8 protein-coding genes and 2 pseudogenes are annotated in these 16209 nt (G+C 63.0%); 9 read left to right on the forward strand and 1 reads right to left on the reverse strand.

The genetic code is table 11. From position 1 onward, the window contains the following. The first annotated feature begins 138 nt into the window (after positions 1-138). From GZH52_RS14820 to moaC, 7 genes and pseudogenes are all read left to right on the forward strand, one after another. Positions 139-3870 carry a nitrate reductase subunit alpha gene (locus GZH52_RS14820; RefSeq protein WP_163317593.1) on the forward strand — a complete coding sequence of 1244 codons (3732 nt, stop codon included), beginning with the start codon at positions 139-141 and terminating at the stop codon, positions 3868-3870. Beyond that, positions 3867-5417, forward strand: coding sequence for a nitrate reductase subunit beta (gene narH, locus GZH52_RS14825; RefSeq protein ID WP_136555817.1), 1551 nt, complete (start codon positions 3867-3869; stop codon positions 5415-5417). Before GZH52_RS14820 ends, narH begins: the two co-directional genes overlap by 4 nt. Before the next feature lie 45 nt (positions 5418-5462). Next, positions 5463-6116 carry a nitrate reductase molybdenum cofactor assembly chaperone gene (narJ, locus tag GZH52_RS14830; RefSeq protein WP_163317595.1) on the forward strand — a complete coding sequence of 218 codons (654 nt, stop codon included), beginning with the start codon at positions 5463-5465 and terminating at the stop codon, positions 6114-6116. After that, positions 6113-6793 (forward strand): annotated as a pseudogene (narI, locus tag GZH52_RS14835) (respiratory nitrate reductase subunit gamma); the annotation flags it as partial. The gene narJ and the pseudogene narI, both read left to right, overlap by 4 nt. A 169-nt stretch (positions 6794-6962) precedes the next feature. After that, entirely contained in the window at positions 6963-7709 is a 747-nt protein-coding gene (locus GZH52_RS14840; protein ID WP_163317599.1) for a peptidylprolyl isomerase, read from the forward strand. 177 nt (positions 7710-7886) lie between these two features. Further along, a complete protein-coding gene (hypF, locus tag GZH52_RS14845) occupies positions 7887-10226 on the forward strand; it encodes a carbamoyltransferase HypF (RefSeq protein ID WP_163317601.1) in 2340 nt (779 codons plus the stop codon). A gap of 98 nt (positions 10227-10324) precedes the next feature. Next, positions 10325-10804: a cyclic pyranopterin monophosphate synthase MoaC gene (gene moaC, locus GZH52_RS14850; RefSeq protein WP_163317603.1), complete on the forward strand. Its 480-nt coding sequence runs from the start codon at positions 10325-10327 to the stop codon at positions 10802-10804. Between the two features lie 208 nt (positions 10805-11012). On the opposite strand, the pseudogene GZH52_RS17175 reads toward moaC, so the two are convergent. Beyond that, positions 11013-11712 (reverse strand): annotated as a pseudogene (locus GZH52_RS17175) (IS66 family transposase); the annotation flags it as partial. A 184-nt stretch (positions 11713-11896) separates the two neighbouring features. Here GZH52_RS17175 and cas1f point away from each other — a divergent pair. After that, positions 11897-12847, forward strand: a complete 951-nt coding sequence (cas1f, locus tag GZH52_RS14870; RefSeq protein ID WP_239058147.1) for a type I-F CRISPR-associated endonuclease Cas1f — start codon at positions 11897-11899, stop codon at positions 12845-12847. Continuing rightward, positions 12844-16197 (forward strand): type I-F CRISPR-associated helicase Cas3f, encoded by a 3354-nt coding sequence (gene cas3f / locus GZH52_RS14875; RefSeq protein ID WP_163317616.1) that lies wholly within the window; start codon positions 12844-12846, stop codon positions 16195-16197. The genes cas1f and cas3f overlap by 4 nt, the downstream gene beginning before the upstream one ends. Positions 16198-16209: the final 12 nt, after the last annotated feature.

Below are 16209 nucleotides of genomic sequence, written 5' to 3' on the forward strand. Positions count from 1 at the left end.
TTGGCTTAGCCAAAATTAGTCCAATTGCCTTGCCTGTATTCGCACTCTGGAGAATGGGAGGTTTTATTGCTTCGGAATAAGCTGTCAGCGTCGCAATTCGAGTCCAGGCCGCCATTGCCGGCCACAAGGAGAGCCAAGATGAGTCACTTTCTGGATAGGCTGAAGTTCCTGTCCCGGACGAAGGAAACCTTCGCCGACGGGCATGGTGCAGTAGTGGAAGAAGACCGCAAGTGGGAAGACGGTTACCGCAGCCGCTGGCAGCACGATAAGATCGTCCGCTCCACGCACGGCGTGAACTGCACTGGTTCGTGTTCGTGGAAGGTGTACGTCAAGAACGGCTTGATCACATGGGAAACCCAGCAGACCGACTACCCGCGCACCCGACCTGATTTGCCTAACCACGAACCGCGCGGCTGTCCGCGCGGCGCGTCTTACAGCTGGTACGTGTACTCGGCGCAGCGCGTGAAGTACCCGATGATCCGCGGCCGCCTGATGGAGATGTGGCGCGAGGCGAGAAAGACCATGGACCCGGTCGCCGCCTGGGAGAGCATCAGCCAGGACCCGGTGAAGGCCAAGCGCTACAAGAGCGTGCGTGGTCTGGGCGGCTTCGTACGCGCCGACTGGGACACCGCGACCGAGATGATCGCTGCGGCCAACGCACTGACGGTGAAAAAATTCGGTCCGGATCGTGTGGTCGGCTTCTCGCCGATCCCGGCGATGTCAATGGTCAGCTACGCTGCTGGCGCACGCTACCTGAGCCTGATCGGCGGCGGCTGCCTGTCGTTCTACGACTGGTACTGCGACCTGCCGCCGGCCAGCCCGCAGATCTGGGGCGAGCAGACCGACGTGCCCGAGTCGGCCGACTGGTACAACTCGACCTATTTGATGGTGTGGGGTTCCAACGTACCGATGACGCGTACGCCGGATGCGCACTTTTACACCGAGGTACGCTACAAGGGCACCAAGACTATTGCCGTTTCCAGTGACTTTGGCGAGATGGCCAAGTTCGGCGACATCTGGCTTGCTCCCAAGCAGGGCACCGACGCCGCGCTGGCGATGGCGATGGGCCACGTGGTGCTCAAGGAGTTCCACCTTTCCGGCAAGTCCGACTACTTCAATGGCTACGTGAAGCAGTACACCGACATGCCGATGCTGGTGCTGCTCAGGGAGCGCGCCGGTACGCTGGTACCTGACCACTTCCTGCGCGCGTCGCACCTAGCCGGCAACCACGGCGAGGCGAACAACCCTGACTGGAAGACGCTACTGCTTGACGGTGTCAGTGGCGAGCTGGTGGTGCCGAACGGCACGGTCGGCCTGCGCTGGGGCGAGGGTAGCGTCAACGGCGGTGAGAAGGTCGGCCGCTGGAACCTGGAAATGAAAGACGGCGGATCCGGCCGCGAAGTCGACCCGGTGCTGTCGTTGAACGGCCGCCACGACGAAGTGGTTGGCGTTGGCTTCCCGTACTTCGGCGGCGAACACGACGAACTGTTGGTACGTAAAGTGCCGGCACGCAAGGTGACGCTCGCCGACGGCTCCAGTGCCTGGGTCGCAACCGTGTACGATTTGACGCTCGCCAACTACGGCGTCGACCAGGGCTTGGGCGGCGGCAACGTCGCGACCAGCTTCGACGACGACGTGCCGTACACCCCGGCCTGGCAGGAGAAGCACACCGGCGTGCCGCGTGCGCAGGTGGTGCAGGTGGCGCGCGAGTTCGCGCAGAACGCGCACGACACCCACGGCAAGAGCATGGTGATCGTCGGTGCCGCGCTCAACCACTGGTACCACATGGACATGACGTACCGCGGCATCATCAACCTCCTGATGATGTGCGGCTGTGTCGGCCAGAGTGGCGGCGGCTGGGCGCACTACGTCGGTCAGGAGAAGCTTCGCCCGCAGTTCGGCTGGGCACCGCTGGCGTTTGCTGCGGACTGGGTGCGGCCTCCGCGTCAGATGAACGGCACTTCGTTCTTCTACGCGCATACCAGCCAGTGGCGGCACGAGAAGCTGGGTCTGGATGAACTGCTGGCACCGACCGCGGACGCCGCGCGCTGGCAGGGCGTGTCGATGCTCGACGCCAACGTGCGCAGCGAACGCATGGGCTGGCTGCCGTCGTTGCCGCAGCTGGGTACCAACCCGTTGGACATCACTGCCGCGGCCGAGGCCGCCGGCAAGGATCCGGTCGCGTACGCGGTGGAAAACCTCAAGTCCGGCCAGCTCTCGATGAGCTGCGAGGACCCGGACAACCCGGCCAACTTCCCGCGCAACCTGTTCGTGTGGCGCTCCAACATCCTGGGCTCCAGCGGCAAGGGCCACGAGTACTTCCTGAAGTACCTGCTGGGCACGCAGAACGCGGTGTTCAGCGACGAGAGCGACTGCATCAAGCCAACCGAAGTCAAGGTGCGCGAGGCGGCCGAGGGCAAGCTTGACCTGTTGACCGTGCTCGACTTCCGCATGAGCACCACCTGCCTCTACGGCGACATCGTGCTGCCAACAGCGACCTGGTACGAGAAGGACGACCTCAACACTTCGGACATGCACCCGTTCATCCACCCGCTGTCCGAAGCGGTGCAGCCTTTGTGGGAGAGCAAGACCGACTGGGAAATCTACAAGCTGATCGCCAAGAAGTTCAGCGAGATCGGCGGCGCGTACCTGGGAACCCGCAAGGATCTGGTGCTGACCCCGCTGATGCACGACACACCGGCCGAACTGGGCCAGCCGCTGGAGCCGAAGGACTGGAAGAAGGGCGAATGCGATCTGATCCCGGGCAAGACCGCGCCGAACATGACGGTAGTCGAGCGCAACTATGCCGACATCTATCGCAAGTTCACCTCGGTGGGACCGCTCTTGGACAAACTGGGTAACGGCGGCAAGGGTATCGGCTGGAATACCGAGCACGAGGTACACGAGTTGGCTGGCATCAACGGCAAGGTCGCGGAAACCGGCGTCAGCGCCGGACGCCCGCGCCTTGATACCGCGATTGACGCGGCCGAGATGATCCTCACCTTCGCGCCGGAAACCAACGGCCACGTGTCGGTCAAGGCGTGGGACGCACTCTCCAAGATCACCGGCCGCGACCATACCCACCTGGCCGTCGGGCGCGAGCACGACAAGATCCGCTTCCGCGACGTGCAGGCGCAGCCGAGGAAGATCATCTCGGCGCCGACCTGGTCGGGCCTGGAGAGCGAGGAGGTCAGCTACAACGCCGGCTACACCAACGTGCACGAGCTGATCCCTTGGCGCACCCTGACCGGCCGCCAGCAGTTCTACCAGGACCACCGCTGGATGCTCGACTTTGGCGAGGGACAGTGCGTGTACAAGCCGGCAGTCGACCTGAAGACGGTGGCGCCGATGCTGGGCCGCAAGCCCAACGGCAATAGCGAGCTGGTGCTCAACTGGATCACACCACACCAGAAGTGGGGCATCCACAGTACCTACTCGGACAACCTGCGCATGCTCACCCTCAGCCGCGGCGGCCCGCACGTGTGGATCTCGGAGGATGAGGCCAAGGCCGCCGGCATCGTCGACAACGACTGGGTCGAGGTATTCAACGTCAACGGCACTCTGACCGCGCGGGTGGTGGTCAGCCAGCGCGTGCCCAAGGGCATGTGCCTGATGTACCACGCGCAGGAAAAGATCGTGAACGTGCCCGGCGCCGAAACCAGCGGCAAGCGCGGCGGCATCCACAACTCGGTCACCCGCACCGTGCTCAAACCGACCCACATGATCGGCGGTTACGCACAGCAGGCGTACGGCTTCAACTACTACGGCACCGTGGGTGCCAACCGTGACGAGTTCGTGGTCCTGCGCAAGATGAAAAAGGTCGAGTGGCTGGAAGGGCCGCGCGCCGAAGAAGAAGGAGTCGCCCAATGAGAATCCGTGCCCAAGTAGCCATGGTGCTCAACCTCGACAAGTGCATCGGCTGCCACACCTGTTCGGTGACCTGCAAGAACGTGTGGACCAGCCGCGACGGCGTCGAGTACGCGTGGTTCAACAACGTCGAGACCAAGCCCGGCATCGGTTACCCGAAAGAGTGGGAAAACCAGAAGAAGTGGAACGGTGGCTGGGTGCGCGGCGCCGACGGTCGGCTCGAACCCAAGCAGGGCGGCAAGCTGAAGATTCTTGCAAACCTGTTCGCCAACCCGAACCTGCCGCAGATCGACGACTACTACGAGCCGTTCACCTACGACTACGAGCACCTGCAAAAGGCGCCGTTGAGCCAGACGCCGCCGACCGCGCGTCCGGTGTCGGTGATTACCGGCAAGAAGATGGACAAAATCGAGTGGGGTCCGAACTGGGAAGACGACCTGGGCGGCGAGTTCGCCTCGCGCAGCCGTGACGCGCTGTTCGAGGGGGTGCAAAAAGAGATGTACAGCACCTTCGAGAGCACCTTCATGATGTATCTGCCGAGGCTTTGCGAGCACTGCCTGAACCCGGCGTGCGTCGCCAGCTGCCCGTCCGGCTCGATCTACAAGCGTGACGACGACGGCATCGTGCTGGTCGACCAGGACAAGTGCCGCGGCTGGCGGATGTGCGTGTCCGGCTGCCCGTACAAGAAGATCTACTTCAACTGGCAAAGCGGCAAGGCCGAGAAGTGCCTGTTCTGTTACCCGCGTATCGAGGCGGGGCAGCCGACGGTGTGTTCGGAGACCTGCGTCGGCCGTATCCGTTACCTGGGCGTGATGCTGTACGACGCTGACCGCATCGAAGCGGCTGCATCGGTCGCCTCCGAGAAGGATCTGTACCAGTCGCAGCTGGACGTCTTCCTCGACCCGCACGATCCGGCGGTGATCGCCGAGGCGCGCGCACAGGGCATCCCGGACAGCTGGCTGGACGCCGCGGTGAAGTCGCCGGTGTACAAGATGGCGTGCGAGTGGAAGGTCGCCTTCCCGTTGCACCCGGAATACCGCACGCTGCCGATGGTGTGGTACATCCCGCCCTTGTCGCCGATCCAGGGCGCGGCCGAGGCCGGCCACATGGGCATGACGGGCATGATCCCCGACGTGAAGAGCCTGCGCATCCCGGTACGCTATCTGGCCAACCTGCTTACCGCGGGCGATGAGGCGCCGGTTGTCAGTGCGCTCGAGCGCATGCTGGCGATGCGTGCGTACAAGCGCGCCGAGGTGGTGCACGGCAAGGAGGACAGTGCGGTGCTTGCGCAGGTCGGTTTGAACGCGGCGACCATCGAGGACATGTACCAAACGATGGCGATCGCCAACTACGAAGACCGCTTCGTGATCCCGAGCTCGCACAAGGAAATGGTCGAAGACAGCTTCAACGACAAGGCCTCATGCGGCTTCACTTTCGGCAACGGCTGCTCGGGCGGCACCTCGGACGGTTCGCTGTTCGGCAAGAAGCCGCAAGGCAGCGTGATCTTTGTCGACATGCCCAAGTCGCGCAAGGCGAAGGCCGAGCTGTAAGCGACGCGCCGGCGGCGACCCGCCGGCGCCCACCAGGAGATACGCATGATTTACCGCATCTTATCCGCGCTGGCGAGCTATCCGGACGAGGCGCTGCTTGCAGCGCTGCCCGAGATCCGCCAGTCGCTCGACGCCTGGCCCGACGCGCGCGAGACGCTCTCGCCGCTGACCAGGCTACTTGCCGGCGGCGACCTGATCGCGCTGCAGGAGAACTACGTCGCGACCTTCGACCGCAACCCGGCACACTCGCTGCACCTCTTCGAGCATATCCACGGCGAGAGCCGTGACCGTGGCCAGGCCATGGTCGACTTGCTGGAAGAGTACCGCCGGCACGGCGTCGAGCCGTCGGGCAGCGAGCTGCCCGACCATGTGCCGACCTTCCTCGAGCTGCTGGGGATGATCGCGCCGGAAGAGGCCGAGGCGCTGCTGGACGAGGCGATCCACGTGCTTGCAGGCATCGGCGCGCGCCTGGCACGCAACGAAAGCCCGTACGCCGCGATTTTCGCGGTGCTGACCACGCTGACCGACGTGGTGCCGCGCGAACTGGGCGAGCCGCCGATACGCGATATGGACGAGGCGATGGCCGCTTTCGGCGTCGGCGACGACGGTGTCGAGCCGCTGCTGAAGCCCGACAGCCAGCACACTATCCGTTTCTACCCGCGCCGCGAAGGCGCACAACGTACGGGAGCCATGCAATGAGCTACCTTGACCACTTCCTGTTCGGGATCTACCCGTATATCGCGCTGGCGATCTTCTTCTTCGGTTCGCTGGCGCGTTTCGAGCGCGAGCAGTACAGCTGGAAGACCGACTCGTCGCAGCTCTTGCACACCGGCGCCTTGCGTACCGGCAACATCCTGTTCCACGTCGGCATCCTCGGCCTGTTCTTCGGCCACTTCGTCGGCCTGTTGACGCCAGTCGCGGTGTGGGACGCGCTGGGTGTCAGCCACGGCTTCAAGCAGATGGTCGCGGTGGTGATGGGCGGTATCTTTGGTACCAGCGCGCTGATCGGTATGCTGATCCTGTTAGCACGACGCTTCGGGAACGAGCGTATCCGTGCGGTCACCAAGCCGGCTGACAAGTTGGTTTCGCTGTGGATCCTTGTGACACTGCTGCTGGGCTTGTCGACCATCTTCCTGTCGGTCCAGCACACCGACGGCCACCTGATGGTGGTGCTGATGACCTGGGCGCAGCATATCGTGACCTTCCAGGGCGGCACGGGTGAATTGATGGCCGAGGTGCCGTGGCTCTTCAAGGCGCACCTCTTCATGGGCATGACGCTGTTCGTGATCTTCCCGTTCACCCGCTTGGTGCATGTGTGGAGTGGTTTCGCGTCGGTCACCTATCTCTCCCGCGCCTGGCAGCTGGTGCGTCCGCGTAATGCGGCGCTGCGCTACGGCCATAGCCAGCGCGCGCTGGCCAAGAAAGCTGCTGCGGCCCCAGCGGGGGCGCAGGTCAAGGGCCGCCCGGCTGCGCCGCAGGCGAGCTACCGCAAGTAAGCCATTCTACGGCCGCCCTCGGCGGCCGTTTTACATGCAGGAGAAACCTATGCCCGTCATCGTCAACGGCGTCGAACTGACTGATGCAGAAATCGAGGCCGCACTGCCCGACTATCAGGATGACCCAAACCCTCTGCGTGCGGCGACCACCGCTTGGGTGGTGCGACGAGTGCTGGTTGATGCGGCGGATGCTGCCGGTATTGATTGCCGCGACGGCGAAGCCGCGATCGACGCATTGCTGGCGCGTGAAGTCAAGGTTCCCGTCCCTGACGAAGAGTCTTGCCGACGTCACTACGCGCAACATCGGGAGCGCTTCACTGTTGGCGAACTGGTCGAGGTCGACCACATCCTGTTCCAGGTGACCGACCATGTCGACCTGACTGCACTGACCGAACGAGCAGAAGCAGTGCTTTCCGAGGTGCAGGCCGAACCGGCGCGCTTTGCCGAACTGGCCGCGCGCTACTCGAACTGCCCGTCAGGTGCACAAGGCGGCAACTTGGGGCAGATCCGCCGTGGCGAGACGGTGCCCGAGTTCGAGCGCGCAGTGTTTGCGCTAGCCGACGGCGAGCTGATGGGGCGCTTGCTGCCGACCCGTTTCGGCCTGCATATCGTGCGTGCAGCCCACCGCGAACCGGGGATGCTGTTGCCTTACGAGGCGGTCAGCAAGCAGATCGAAGATGTGCTCGCCGCGGCCAGTCGCGACGCGGCGACTCGTCAATACCTGAAACGGCTGGTCGGCGCAGCAAGAATCAGCGGTATCGACCTGCCCGGCGCAGAAACTCCGCTGGTGCAATAGACCGCAGAAGGCCGGTCAGTATCCTGTGCTGGCCGAGTCCTCTTGCATGTAGTGAAATTAGCCGTCAACAAAGACGGCTGATTTATGCACTCCGCTAATTTGTACAAAACCAGCAGATCTGCAGCAAATATCTGGGGAGCAGCGGGCTAACTGAGGCTTCTTGAGAAAGAAAGCTCGATGAATCCCTGTCGAATCAAACTAACTTTTCGCGGCCGCGTTCAGGGCGTGGGCTTTCGTCCCTATGTGTGGCGGACCGTCAAGGCCTACCCGCTCACCGGCTTTGTCCGCAATACCGGCGCGGGCGTCGACGTCGAACTGCAGGGCGACCCCCAGCAGCTGCGCGCGTGCCGCCGCGCGCTGACCCTGCACCTGCCGCCGCTCGCCCGCGTCGACACGCTCGACGAGACGCGCCTGCCGCTCATCGAGACCGAAACCCAGTTCGAGATCGCCGACAGCCAGGGCAAGGCCAGCGGCGCGCGCATCCCGACCGATATCGCAACCTGCCCGAACTGCCTTAACGAACTCTTTGACGGCAGCGACCGCCGCTACCGCTACGCGTTCACCAACTGCACCGACTGCGGGCCGCGCTACACCATCACCCACTCGCTGCCTTACGACCGCGCCGAGACCAGCATGTCGGCGTTCGAACTGTGCCCGGCGTGCTGCGAGGAGTACGAAGACCCGGCCAGCCGCCGCTTCCACGCCGAGCCAAACGCCTGCCCACAGTGCGGGCCCCGCCTGATGCTGACCGACCGCTTCGGGCAGTTGCTCAAGGGGGACCCGATCGCAGGCGCCCTGCAGATCATCGGCATGGGCCGCAGCGTCGCCATGAAAGGGCTGGGCGGCTTCCACCTGGTATGCGACGCGACGCGCGCCGACGCAGTCGAGCGGCTGCGCGGCCAGAAGAAACGCCAGCAAAAACCGCTGGCGGTAATGGTGCTCAACGTCGAGTCCGCGCGCAGGCTGTGCCATGTCAGCGACGCCGAGGCCGAGGCGCTCGCGTCGGTGTCGCGCCCCATCGTGCTGCTGAGCAAGAAGGAAGACATCGACGCGCTGTTGCCCGGTGTCGCGCCGGGGCTCTCCACACTGGGCGTGATGCTGCCGTACACACCGATGCAGTGGCTACTGTTCCACGAGGCGCTCGGCCGTCCGCAAGGCAGCACCTGGCGCGACGAGGCGTGCGACCGCGTGTGGGTGATGACCAGCGCCAACCCCTCCGGCGAGCCCATCGTCACCAACAACCAGGAGGCACGCGAACGGCTGAACCAGGTCGCCGATGTCTTCCTGTTGCACAACCGCAATATCGTCGTGCGTTGCGACGACAGCGTGCTGGCACTGCACGACGGACAAGTGCTGATGCACCGGCGAGCGCGCGGCTACGCGCCGGACCCGGTGCTGTTGCAAAACGACGGCCCCAACGTGCTGGCAACCGGCGTGCCGGCAAAAAACACGCTGACCGTGCTGCGCGGGCGCGAGGCCTTCGTGTCGCAGCATGTCGGCGACGTCGGCGATTCGCTGTCGTGCCAGGCAATGGAGGAAGTCTGCCACCACCTGCTCGAGCTGACCGCGGTCAGACCGGAGGCGATCGCCTGCGACCTTGACCCCAGCCACTACCCGAGCGAGCTGGCCGAGGAGCTCTCCGGCCACTTCGGCATCCCGCTGATCCACGTCCAGCACCAGCACGCGCATATCGGCGCGGTGCTCGCCGAACACGGCCGCAGCGGGCCGGTGCTCGGCCTTGCGCTCGACGGCCTCGGCGACGACGGCAAGGCTTGGGGCGGCGAGTTGCTGCGCTGTGCGGGCGGCGAATTCACGCGGCTGGGCCAGCTCGCGCCGCTACCGCTGATCGGCGGTACGCGTGCGGTGCGCGAACCGTGGCTGATGGCGGTCGGCCTGTTGTGCGCGATGGGCGAGGACGCCGAGGCACAGCGGCGCTTTGGCCGCCATCCTGCGTGGCCGGCGTTTGCGCCGCAGCTGGGCAAGCCGTTCGACGGTTGGCTGACCAGCAGCCTCGCACTGTGGACGGGGGCGATCGCCGCACTGGCCGGGCTGTGCAAGGAGCAGCGCTTCGACAACGAGGCCCAGCAGAAACTCGAGGAGATGGCGGAAGATTGCGCGCCGCTGCCTGGCGGCTGGCGGATGGTCGACGGGCAGCTCGACCTGTCGCCGCTGGTGCGCCACCTGCTGACGCTCGAAGACGACGCCTGCGCGATCGCCAGCCTCTGGCACGCAACGCTGGCCGCCGCGCTCGGCGACTGGACCGTGCAGGCCGCCCGCCAAGCCGACCTGGGTACCGTCGCCATCGCTGGCGGCTGCTGCGCCAACCGCCGCCTGATGAGCCTGTTGCTGGAGAGGCTGACCGCGGCCGGCCTCAGCGTGCTGCGTCCCATCGCCCTGCCGCCGAACGACGGCGGTCTCAGCCTCGGCCAGGCCTGGGTCGCCAGACAGAAGCTTCTAGAACATTCTCTTGCTGAGAACAACTCAGTTAAAAAATTTCGAAACTTTTATTTTAATTGAAGTTGTAAAATTAATTACCTAGGCTGCTTTTTCAGGTTGAAAATCAGCTGCCAAAACATGAAATAAATGGATAATGCATTCATATAAAGGATGTTGCTTTGACAAATCTAACTCACTTTGATGCTAATGGACAGGCTCATATGGTTGACGTCGGATCTAAGCAAGAGACATTGCGCTCAGCCTATGCAACTGGCTCTATAAGAATGAATGTTGAAGCGTTCGATGCAATCATCTCTGGGATAAGTAAAAAAGGGGACGTTCTGGGAATTGCACGCATCGCAGCAATACAGGGCGCTAAGCGTTGTTCTGACCTGATACCTTTGTGCCATCCAGTTCCGCTGACTAATGTTTCTGTCGAATTTTCTGCTAACAAGGAAACTTCTACTGTGCGCATTGATGTCACATGCCAAACATTAGGACGCACCGGAGTAGAAATGGAGGCGCTCAGTGGAGTCAGTACAGGCCTACTCACCATATATGACATGCTGAAAGCAGTTGACAAAAGAATGGATATAAATGGAGTTCGCCTCCTGAGGAAAAGCGGGGGGAAATCTGGCACATGGCTGGCTAATTCTTAGTAACATATGTCGTCCATATTTTCTAGATAGATTAAAAACGAGTGAAAGGCCCTGTAATTCGCAGTACGAGAGCGTGTGCGCGAGACTGCGGCTCATGAAGCGCATCCTGCGCAAGTACAAGTACCCGCCGGACACTTACCATCGCGTCGCTGAAGTCGTACATCCTGTTCACGGCCTGACAGGCAGCTCAGAAAGCAAGGTCATTACGCAGAAAGTCGCGCACATGCTGGCCACCGCGGCTGGCCTGATAGTCGAATACCACCATCGGAGGACCGCCCGCCAAGTCGTTGCTGCGGTAGTAGGCCCACAGGTAGGCGCATTTGATCTTGCCTTTGCCGGATCCAGGTGCTGCAGCGCAACCCCGGTGCGGCCGATCCATTCGCTGCGAGCGCTGCGTGGCAGCGGCACTTAGGCGCGTCCGGCAATCTGCTCGATGCGGTACAGCGGCAGATGATCGAGGTATTTGCTGGGCGTCACCCTGGCCAACAACCCTGGGTGGCCAGAGAGTCGTCGATCACCGCCGGCGCGACAGGCGCAACCTAGACGGTTTCGCCGCTATGGCTGGCATACTGTGGACGGATATGGCGGATGACGAAGAAGCGGATGGGTTCGACGTTGAGCTGTTCGCTGACGTCCTCACCGATCAGGGTGAGCGGGCCCTAACGGTGGCCGCACTGGCAGCTGTCCGGCTCATGGCGGACATCGATCCGCTCCAGATGGTCGGGAGCTGCTGGCGGCCGGCCTTGCGCGGTTGGCGCGGTGCTGGCGAATCGCCTGCGGCCGGCAGTTGTTCCAGCTCGGCCTCGACTGCGGCGATGTTTTGCAGCCGGGCTGTCGAACAGCTGATGTTGTACGGCCTTGCAGGCTTCGCTGCTGGCGCCGAAATACACATGCTTGAGGTAGGCGAGCTAGTGGGTGAGCTGTTGGTTCTTCAGTTCAAATGGGTAGCTTGCTATTCGAGCTTCCGGAGCATGGCCTGCACCCCGGCGACGAGCGTCGGGTCTGCGTTCAGATGGGTCAGTGCGCGACATGGCTGCCCTGGCCCACTCTCATAGATAGGAATACCTCATGCAAGTCACATCGCCATCCGACATGAAGACCATCCTGCATTCAAAACGCGCCAACATGTACTATCTGGAGCACTGCCGGGTCTTGGTCAACGGTGGTCGCGTGGAGTATGTCACCGAGCAGGGAAAGCAGTCACTTTACTGGAACATTCCTATCGCAAATACCACTACTTTGCTGTTGGGAACCGGAACCTCCGTGACTCAGGCCGCCATGCGTGAGTTAGCCAAGGCCGGCGTGATGGTCGGATTTTGCGGTGGTGGCGGCACCCCATTGTTTACCGCGGGAGAACAAGAATTAGAGGTTGCCTGGCAGTCCCCTCAGTCTGAATATCGCCCCACCGAATACCTGCAATGGTGGGTGAAGTTCTGGTTTGACGAGGATAAACGGCTGGATGCCGCCAAACAGTTGCAACAGGCACGGCTAGCGCGTATCCGGCAGCATTGGCTGGCTAGCCGTGCCCTGCGCGAGGCGGGGTTTGAGGTGGATCCGCCGCAGCTGGAGGCGCTGCTTGAGAACAGTTGTTCCATGCTGCAACATGCGCCGGATCATGCCTGCCTGCTTACAGAAGAAGCACGGCTGTCAAAACAACTGTTCCGCCTTGCCGCACACGCGACACGCTATGGCGAATTTACCCGCGCCAAGCGTGGAACTGGCGGTGACCCTGCCAACCGCTTTCTCGATCACGGCAACTACCTCGCCTACGGCTTGGGCGCGACGGCAACCTGGGTACTCGGCCTGCCGCATGGCCTCGCCATCCTGCATGGCAAGACGCGGCGCGGTGGGCTGGTTTTCGATGCCGCCGATTTGGTGAAAGACGCGATCATCCTGCCGCAAGCCTTCATCAGTGCCATGCGCGGCGACGACGAGCAAACCTTCCGCCAGCAATGCATCAACCAGCTCACCCGCAGCGAGGCGCTGGATTTCATGATCGACCAGCTCAAGGCGATTGCCGAGCAGCAGGGGAGGGGGGCATGAACATCCTGCTGGTTTCACAGTGCGACAAACGTGCGCTGACCGAGACGCGCCGCATCCTCGACCAGTTTGCCGAACGGCGCGGCGACCGCGTGTGGCAGACGCCGATCACCCAGGCCGGCCTAGACACTTTACGCAAGCTGTTGCGCAAGACCGCACGCAAAAACACTGCCGTCGCCTGCCACTGGCTACGCGGCCGCGACCACAGCGAACTCATGTGGATCGTTGGCGATGCGCGCCGCTTCAACGCCCAGGGCAGCGTACCCACCAACACCACCCAAAGCGATGTTTTGCGCGACCACGACGAAAACGACTGGCTGACCGGCGAAGACATTCGCCTCGTCGCTACCCTGGCGGCGTTGTTTCACGACCTTGGTAAAGCCTGCGAAGCCTTCCAGATGCGCTTGCGCAGCAAACAGAAACTGCCCGCCAACCTTTACCGCCACGAATGGGTGTCGCTGCGGCTGATCCAGGCCTTTGTCGGGCAGGACGACGACGCCAGCTGGCTGGCGCGACTGCAAGATGCGGCGCAGATGACGACGGTCAACTGGAAAAAGCACCTGAAACAGGCTGCCCTGCGCGACGGCGAAGACGCCCAGGCCCGCGGCAACAAGCCGTTTACTGATGGCGTGCTGCCACCCTTGGCTGCCGCCGTGTGCTGGCTGGTGCTCAGTCATCACCGCCTGCCAGTCAGCAACGATGAAACGCTGACCGCCGCTCGCATCGATACCGGCTTGTGTGACCTCAATAGCCAGTGGAATCAGCCCTTCGACAACGTCACCGTCAAAGAGGCCAAGCCTTACTGGCAGTTTCCCTACGGACTGCCGTGTGACGACAAGCTGTGGCGCGAGCGGGTGGCCGATATCGCCCGGCAGCTGGCTGCACGCCAAAGCGCGGCGACGCCGTGGCTGGATCAGCCTTACCCGCTGCATCTGGCGCGGCTCACACTGATGCTGGCCGACCATCACTTTTCCAGCCAGACCGTCAAGCAAGGCTGGCTGGCTGGCAAGGAAGACGAAACCGCCTTCGCCAACACCCTGAGCCATCCCCAGAAAAACGACCCCAAGCACCAGGGCCGCCAGTTCAACCAGACCTTGCCCGAACACCTGAACGGCGTCGCCCGTCATGCGTTGAGTACTGCCCGCGCCTTGCCCGACATTGCCCGCGCGCTGCCCACGCTGGGCCGTCATCCCCTGCTGCAAAAGCGCAGCGCCGACCCGCGTTTTGCCTGGCAGGACAAGGCCTATGATCTGGCCGCCAGCTTGCGGGAACGCGCCGCCGCGCACGGTGCATTCGTCGTCAATCTGGCCTCGACCGGCTGCGGCAAGACGCTGGCCAACGCCCGCATCATGTACGCCTTGGCGCGGCCGGACACCGGTTTTCGCTGCGCCTTCGCGCTAGGTCTGCGTACGCTGACGCTGCAAACCGGCCATGCCTTTCGCGACAAATTGAATCTGGGCGAAGACCAGCTCGCCATCCGCGTCGGTGGCGCGGCCAGTCGCGAGCTGTTCGAGCAGCAGGCCAAGGATGCCGAAACTGCTGCTGAGGCGACCGGCTCGGCCTCAAGCGAGGCGCTGCTGGACGAAGACAGCGCCATCCACTTTGAAGGCAACCCCGATCACCCGCTGTTACAGCAACTCAGCCACGATCCGCGCTTCAATGCCTTGTTGGCCGCACCGCTGCTGGTCTGCACCATCGACCACCTGACGCCTGCCACCGAAGGCACTCGTGGCGGCCGGCAGATTGCGCCCATGCTGCGGCTATTGAGTTCGGACTTGGTGCTGGATGAACCGGATGACTTTTCGGTGGAAGATATGCCGGCACTCACGCGCCTCGTGTACTGGGCGGGTTTGCTTGGCAGCCGCGTGCTGCTGTCGTCCGCCACCTTGCCGCCAGCGCTGGTGCAGTGCCTGTTTGATGCCTGGCTGGCCGGTCGCGCCCAATACCAGCAACATCGCGGCCAGCCCGGCTTGCCGCTGGATGCCTGCTGCCTGTGGGTAGACGAAAACGGTAGCCATGCAGCCAACTGTGGCGACAGCGCCAGCTTCGCCGCGCAACACCTGGCCTTTGCCCGCCGACGCAGCGACTGGCTGGCTAGCCAGAAACCACGCCGCACCGCGGCCTTGCTGCCACTCACTGGCGTGCCACGCGATGAAAAAAACCTGTTTGAGCCGCTGGCCAGCCTGCTGCGCGAACAGGCGTGGCAATTGCATGCGGCCAACCATGACTGTGATCCGCACACCGGCAAGCGCGTCAGCATCGGTCTGATCCGCCTCGCACATATCGACAAGATTTACCCGCTGGCCCGCGCTCTGTACGCGCAAGCTGCGCCAGCCGGCAGCCGTATTCATCTGTGCGTTTACCACTCGCAATACCCGCTGTTGTTGCGCTCCGCCATCGAACGGCGGCTGGACGCTGCGCTGACCCGTCATAAAAGGGAGGCGCTGTTCAGCCTGCCCGACATCCGCGCCAGGCTGGACGGCAGCCCGGCCGAAGATCACCTGTTTATCGTGCTGTCTTCGCCAGTCAGCGAGGTTGGCCGCGACCACTCGTACAACTGGGCCATCGCCGAACCATCGTCCATGCGTTCGCTGATCCAACTGTCCGGCCGCGTGCGCCGCCATTGGCCTGAACCCTACGAAACGCCAAATCTGCTAATCCTGCAACACAGCCTGGCCGCCTGGCTGGGGCAAAGGCCCGCCTATTGCCGCCCCGGTTTCGAAAACGGCAATTTCAAACTCAAAGCGCACGATCTGGGCACCCTCCTGCCCGAATCCGACTACCGCCACCCCGACGCTCGCCCGCGGCTACTGCCACGGGCAGACTTGCAGCCCGAGTACCGGCTGGTGGATCTTGAACACGCAAGGCTGCAGGCTGACCTTAACCAGACGCACATGCCTGCCCAACGTCGTGGTGAAAGCGACCAAGCCAGGCTATGCGCCGCCAGTTGCTGGGCCATGCCCCGCGCCAGCCTGCACGGCGCGCTGCAAAAAAAACAGCCCTTCCGCCAAAGTCACGGCGAGGAGTGGGAGATGGTGGTGCTGCCCGATGAAGATGGCGGCATCCGCCTGATACGGCGGGAAGAGGGCGACAAAAAATGGGAAGTCCGCGAGTCGGACAACAACCATCTGATTCACCCGATCAGCGATGATGAATTGCTAACAGGGCAGGACATCCGTCCGTGGGGTAATGAAGACTACCTGACCGAACTCGCCGCGCTGGCCGCCACCATGGACATGGAAGACACCGCCTGTGCCCGTCGCTACGGCGGCTTCAGCTTGCGTGTCGACAGCAATAATCTGCAAGGCTGGCACTTTCACCCTGCACTGGGATTTTGCCAAAAGCGGGATTGAGCGCGGCGGACA

It is taken from the genome of Crenobacter caeni, assembly GCF_010435965.1.
Classification (GTDB): Bacteria; Pseudomonadota; Gammaproteobacteria; order Burkholderiales; family Chromobacteriaceae; genus Craterilacuibacter; species Craterilacuibacter caeni.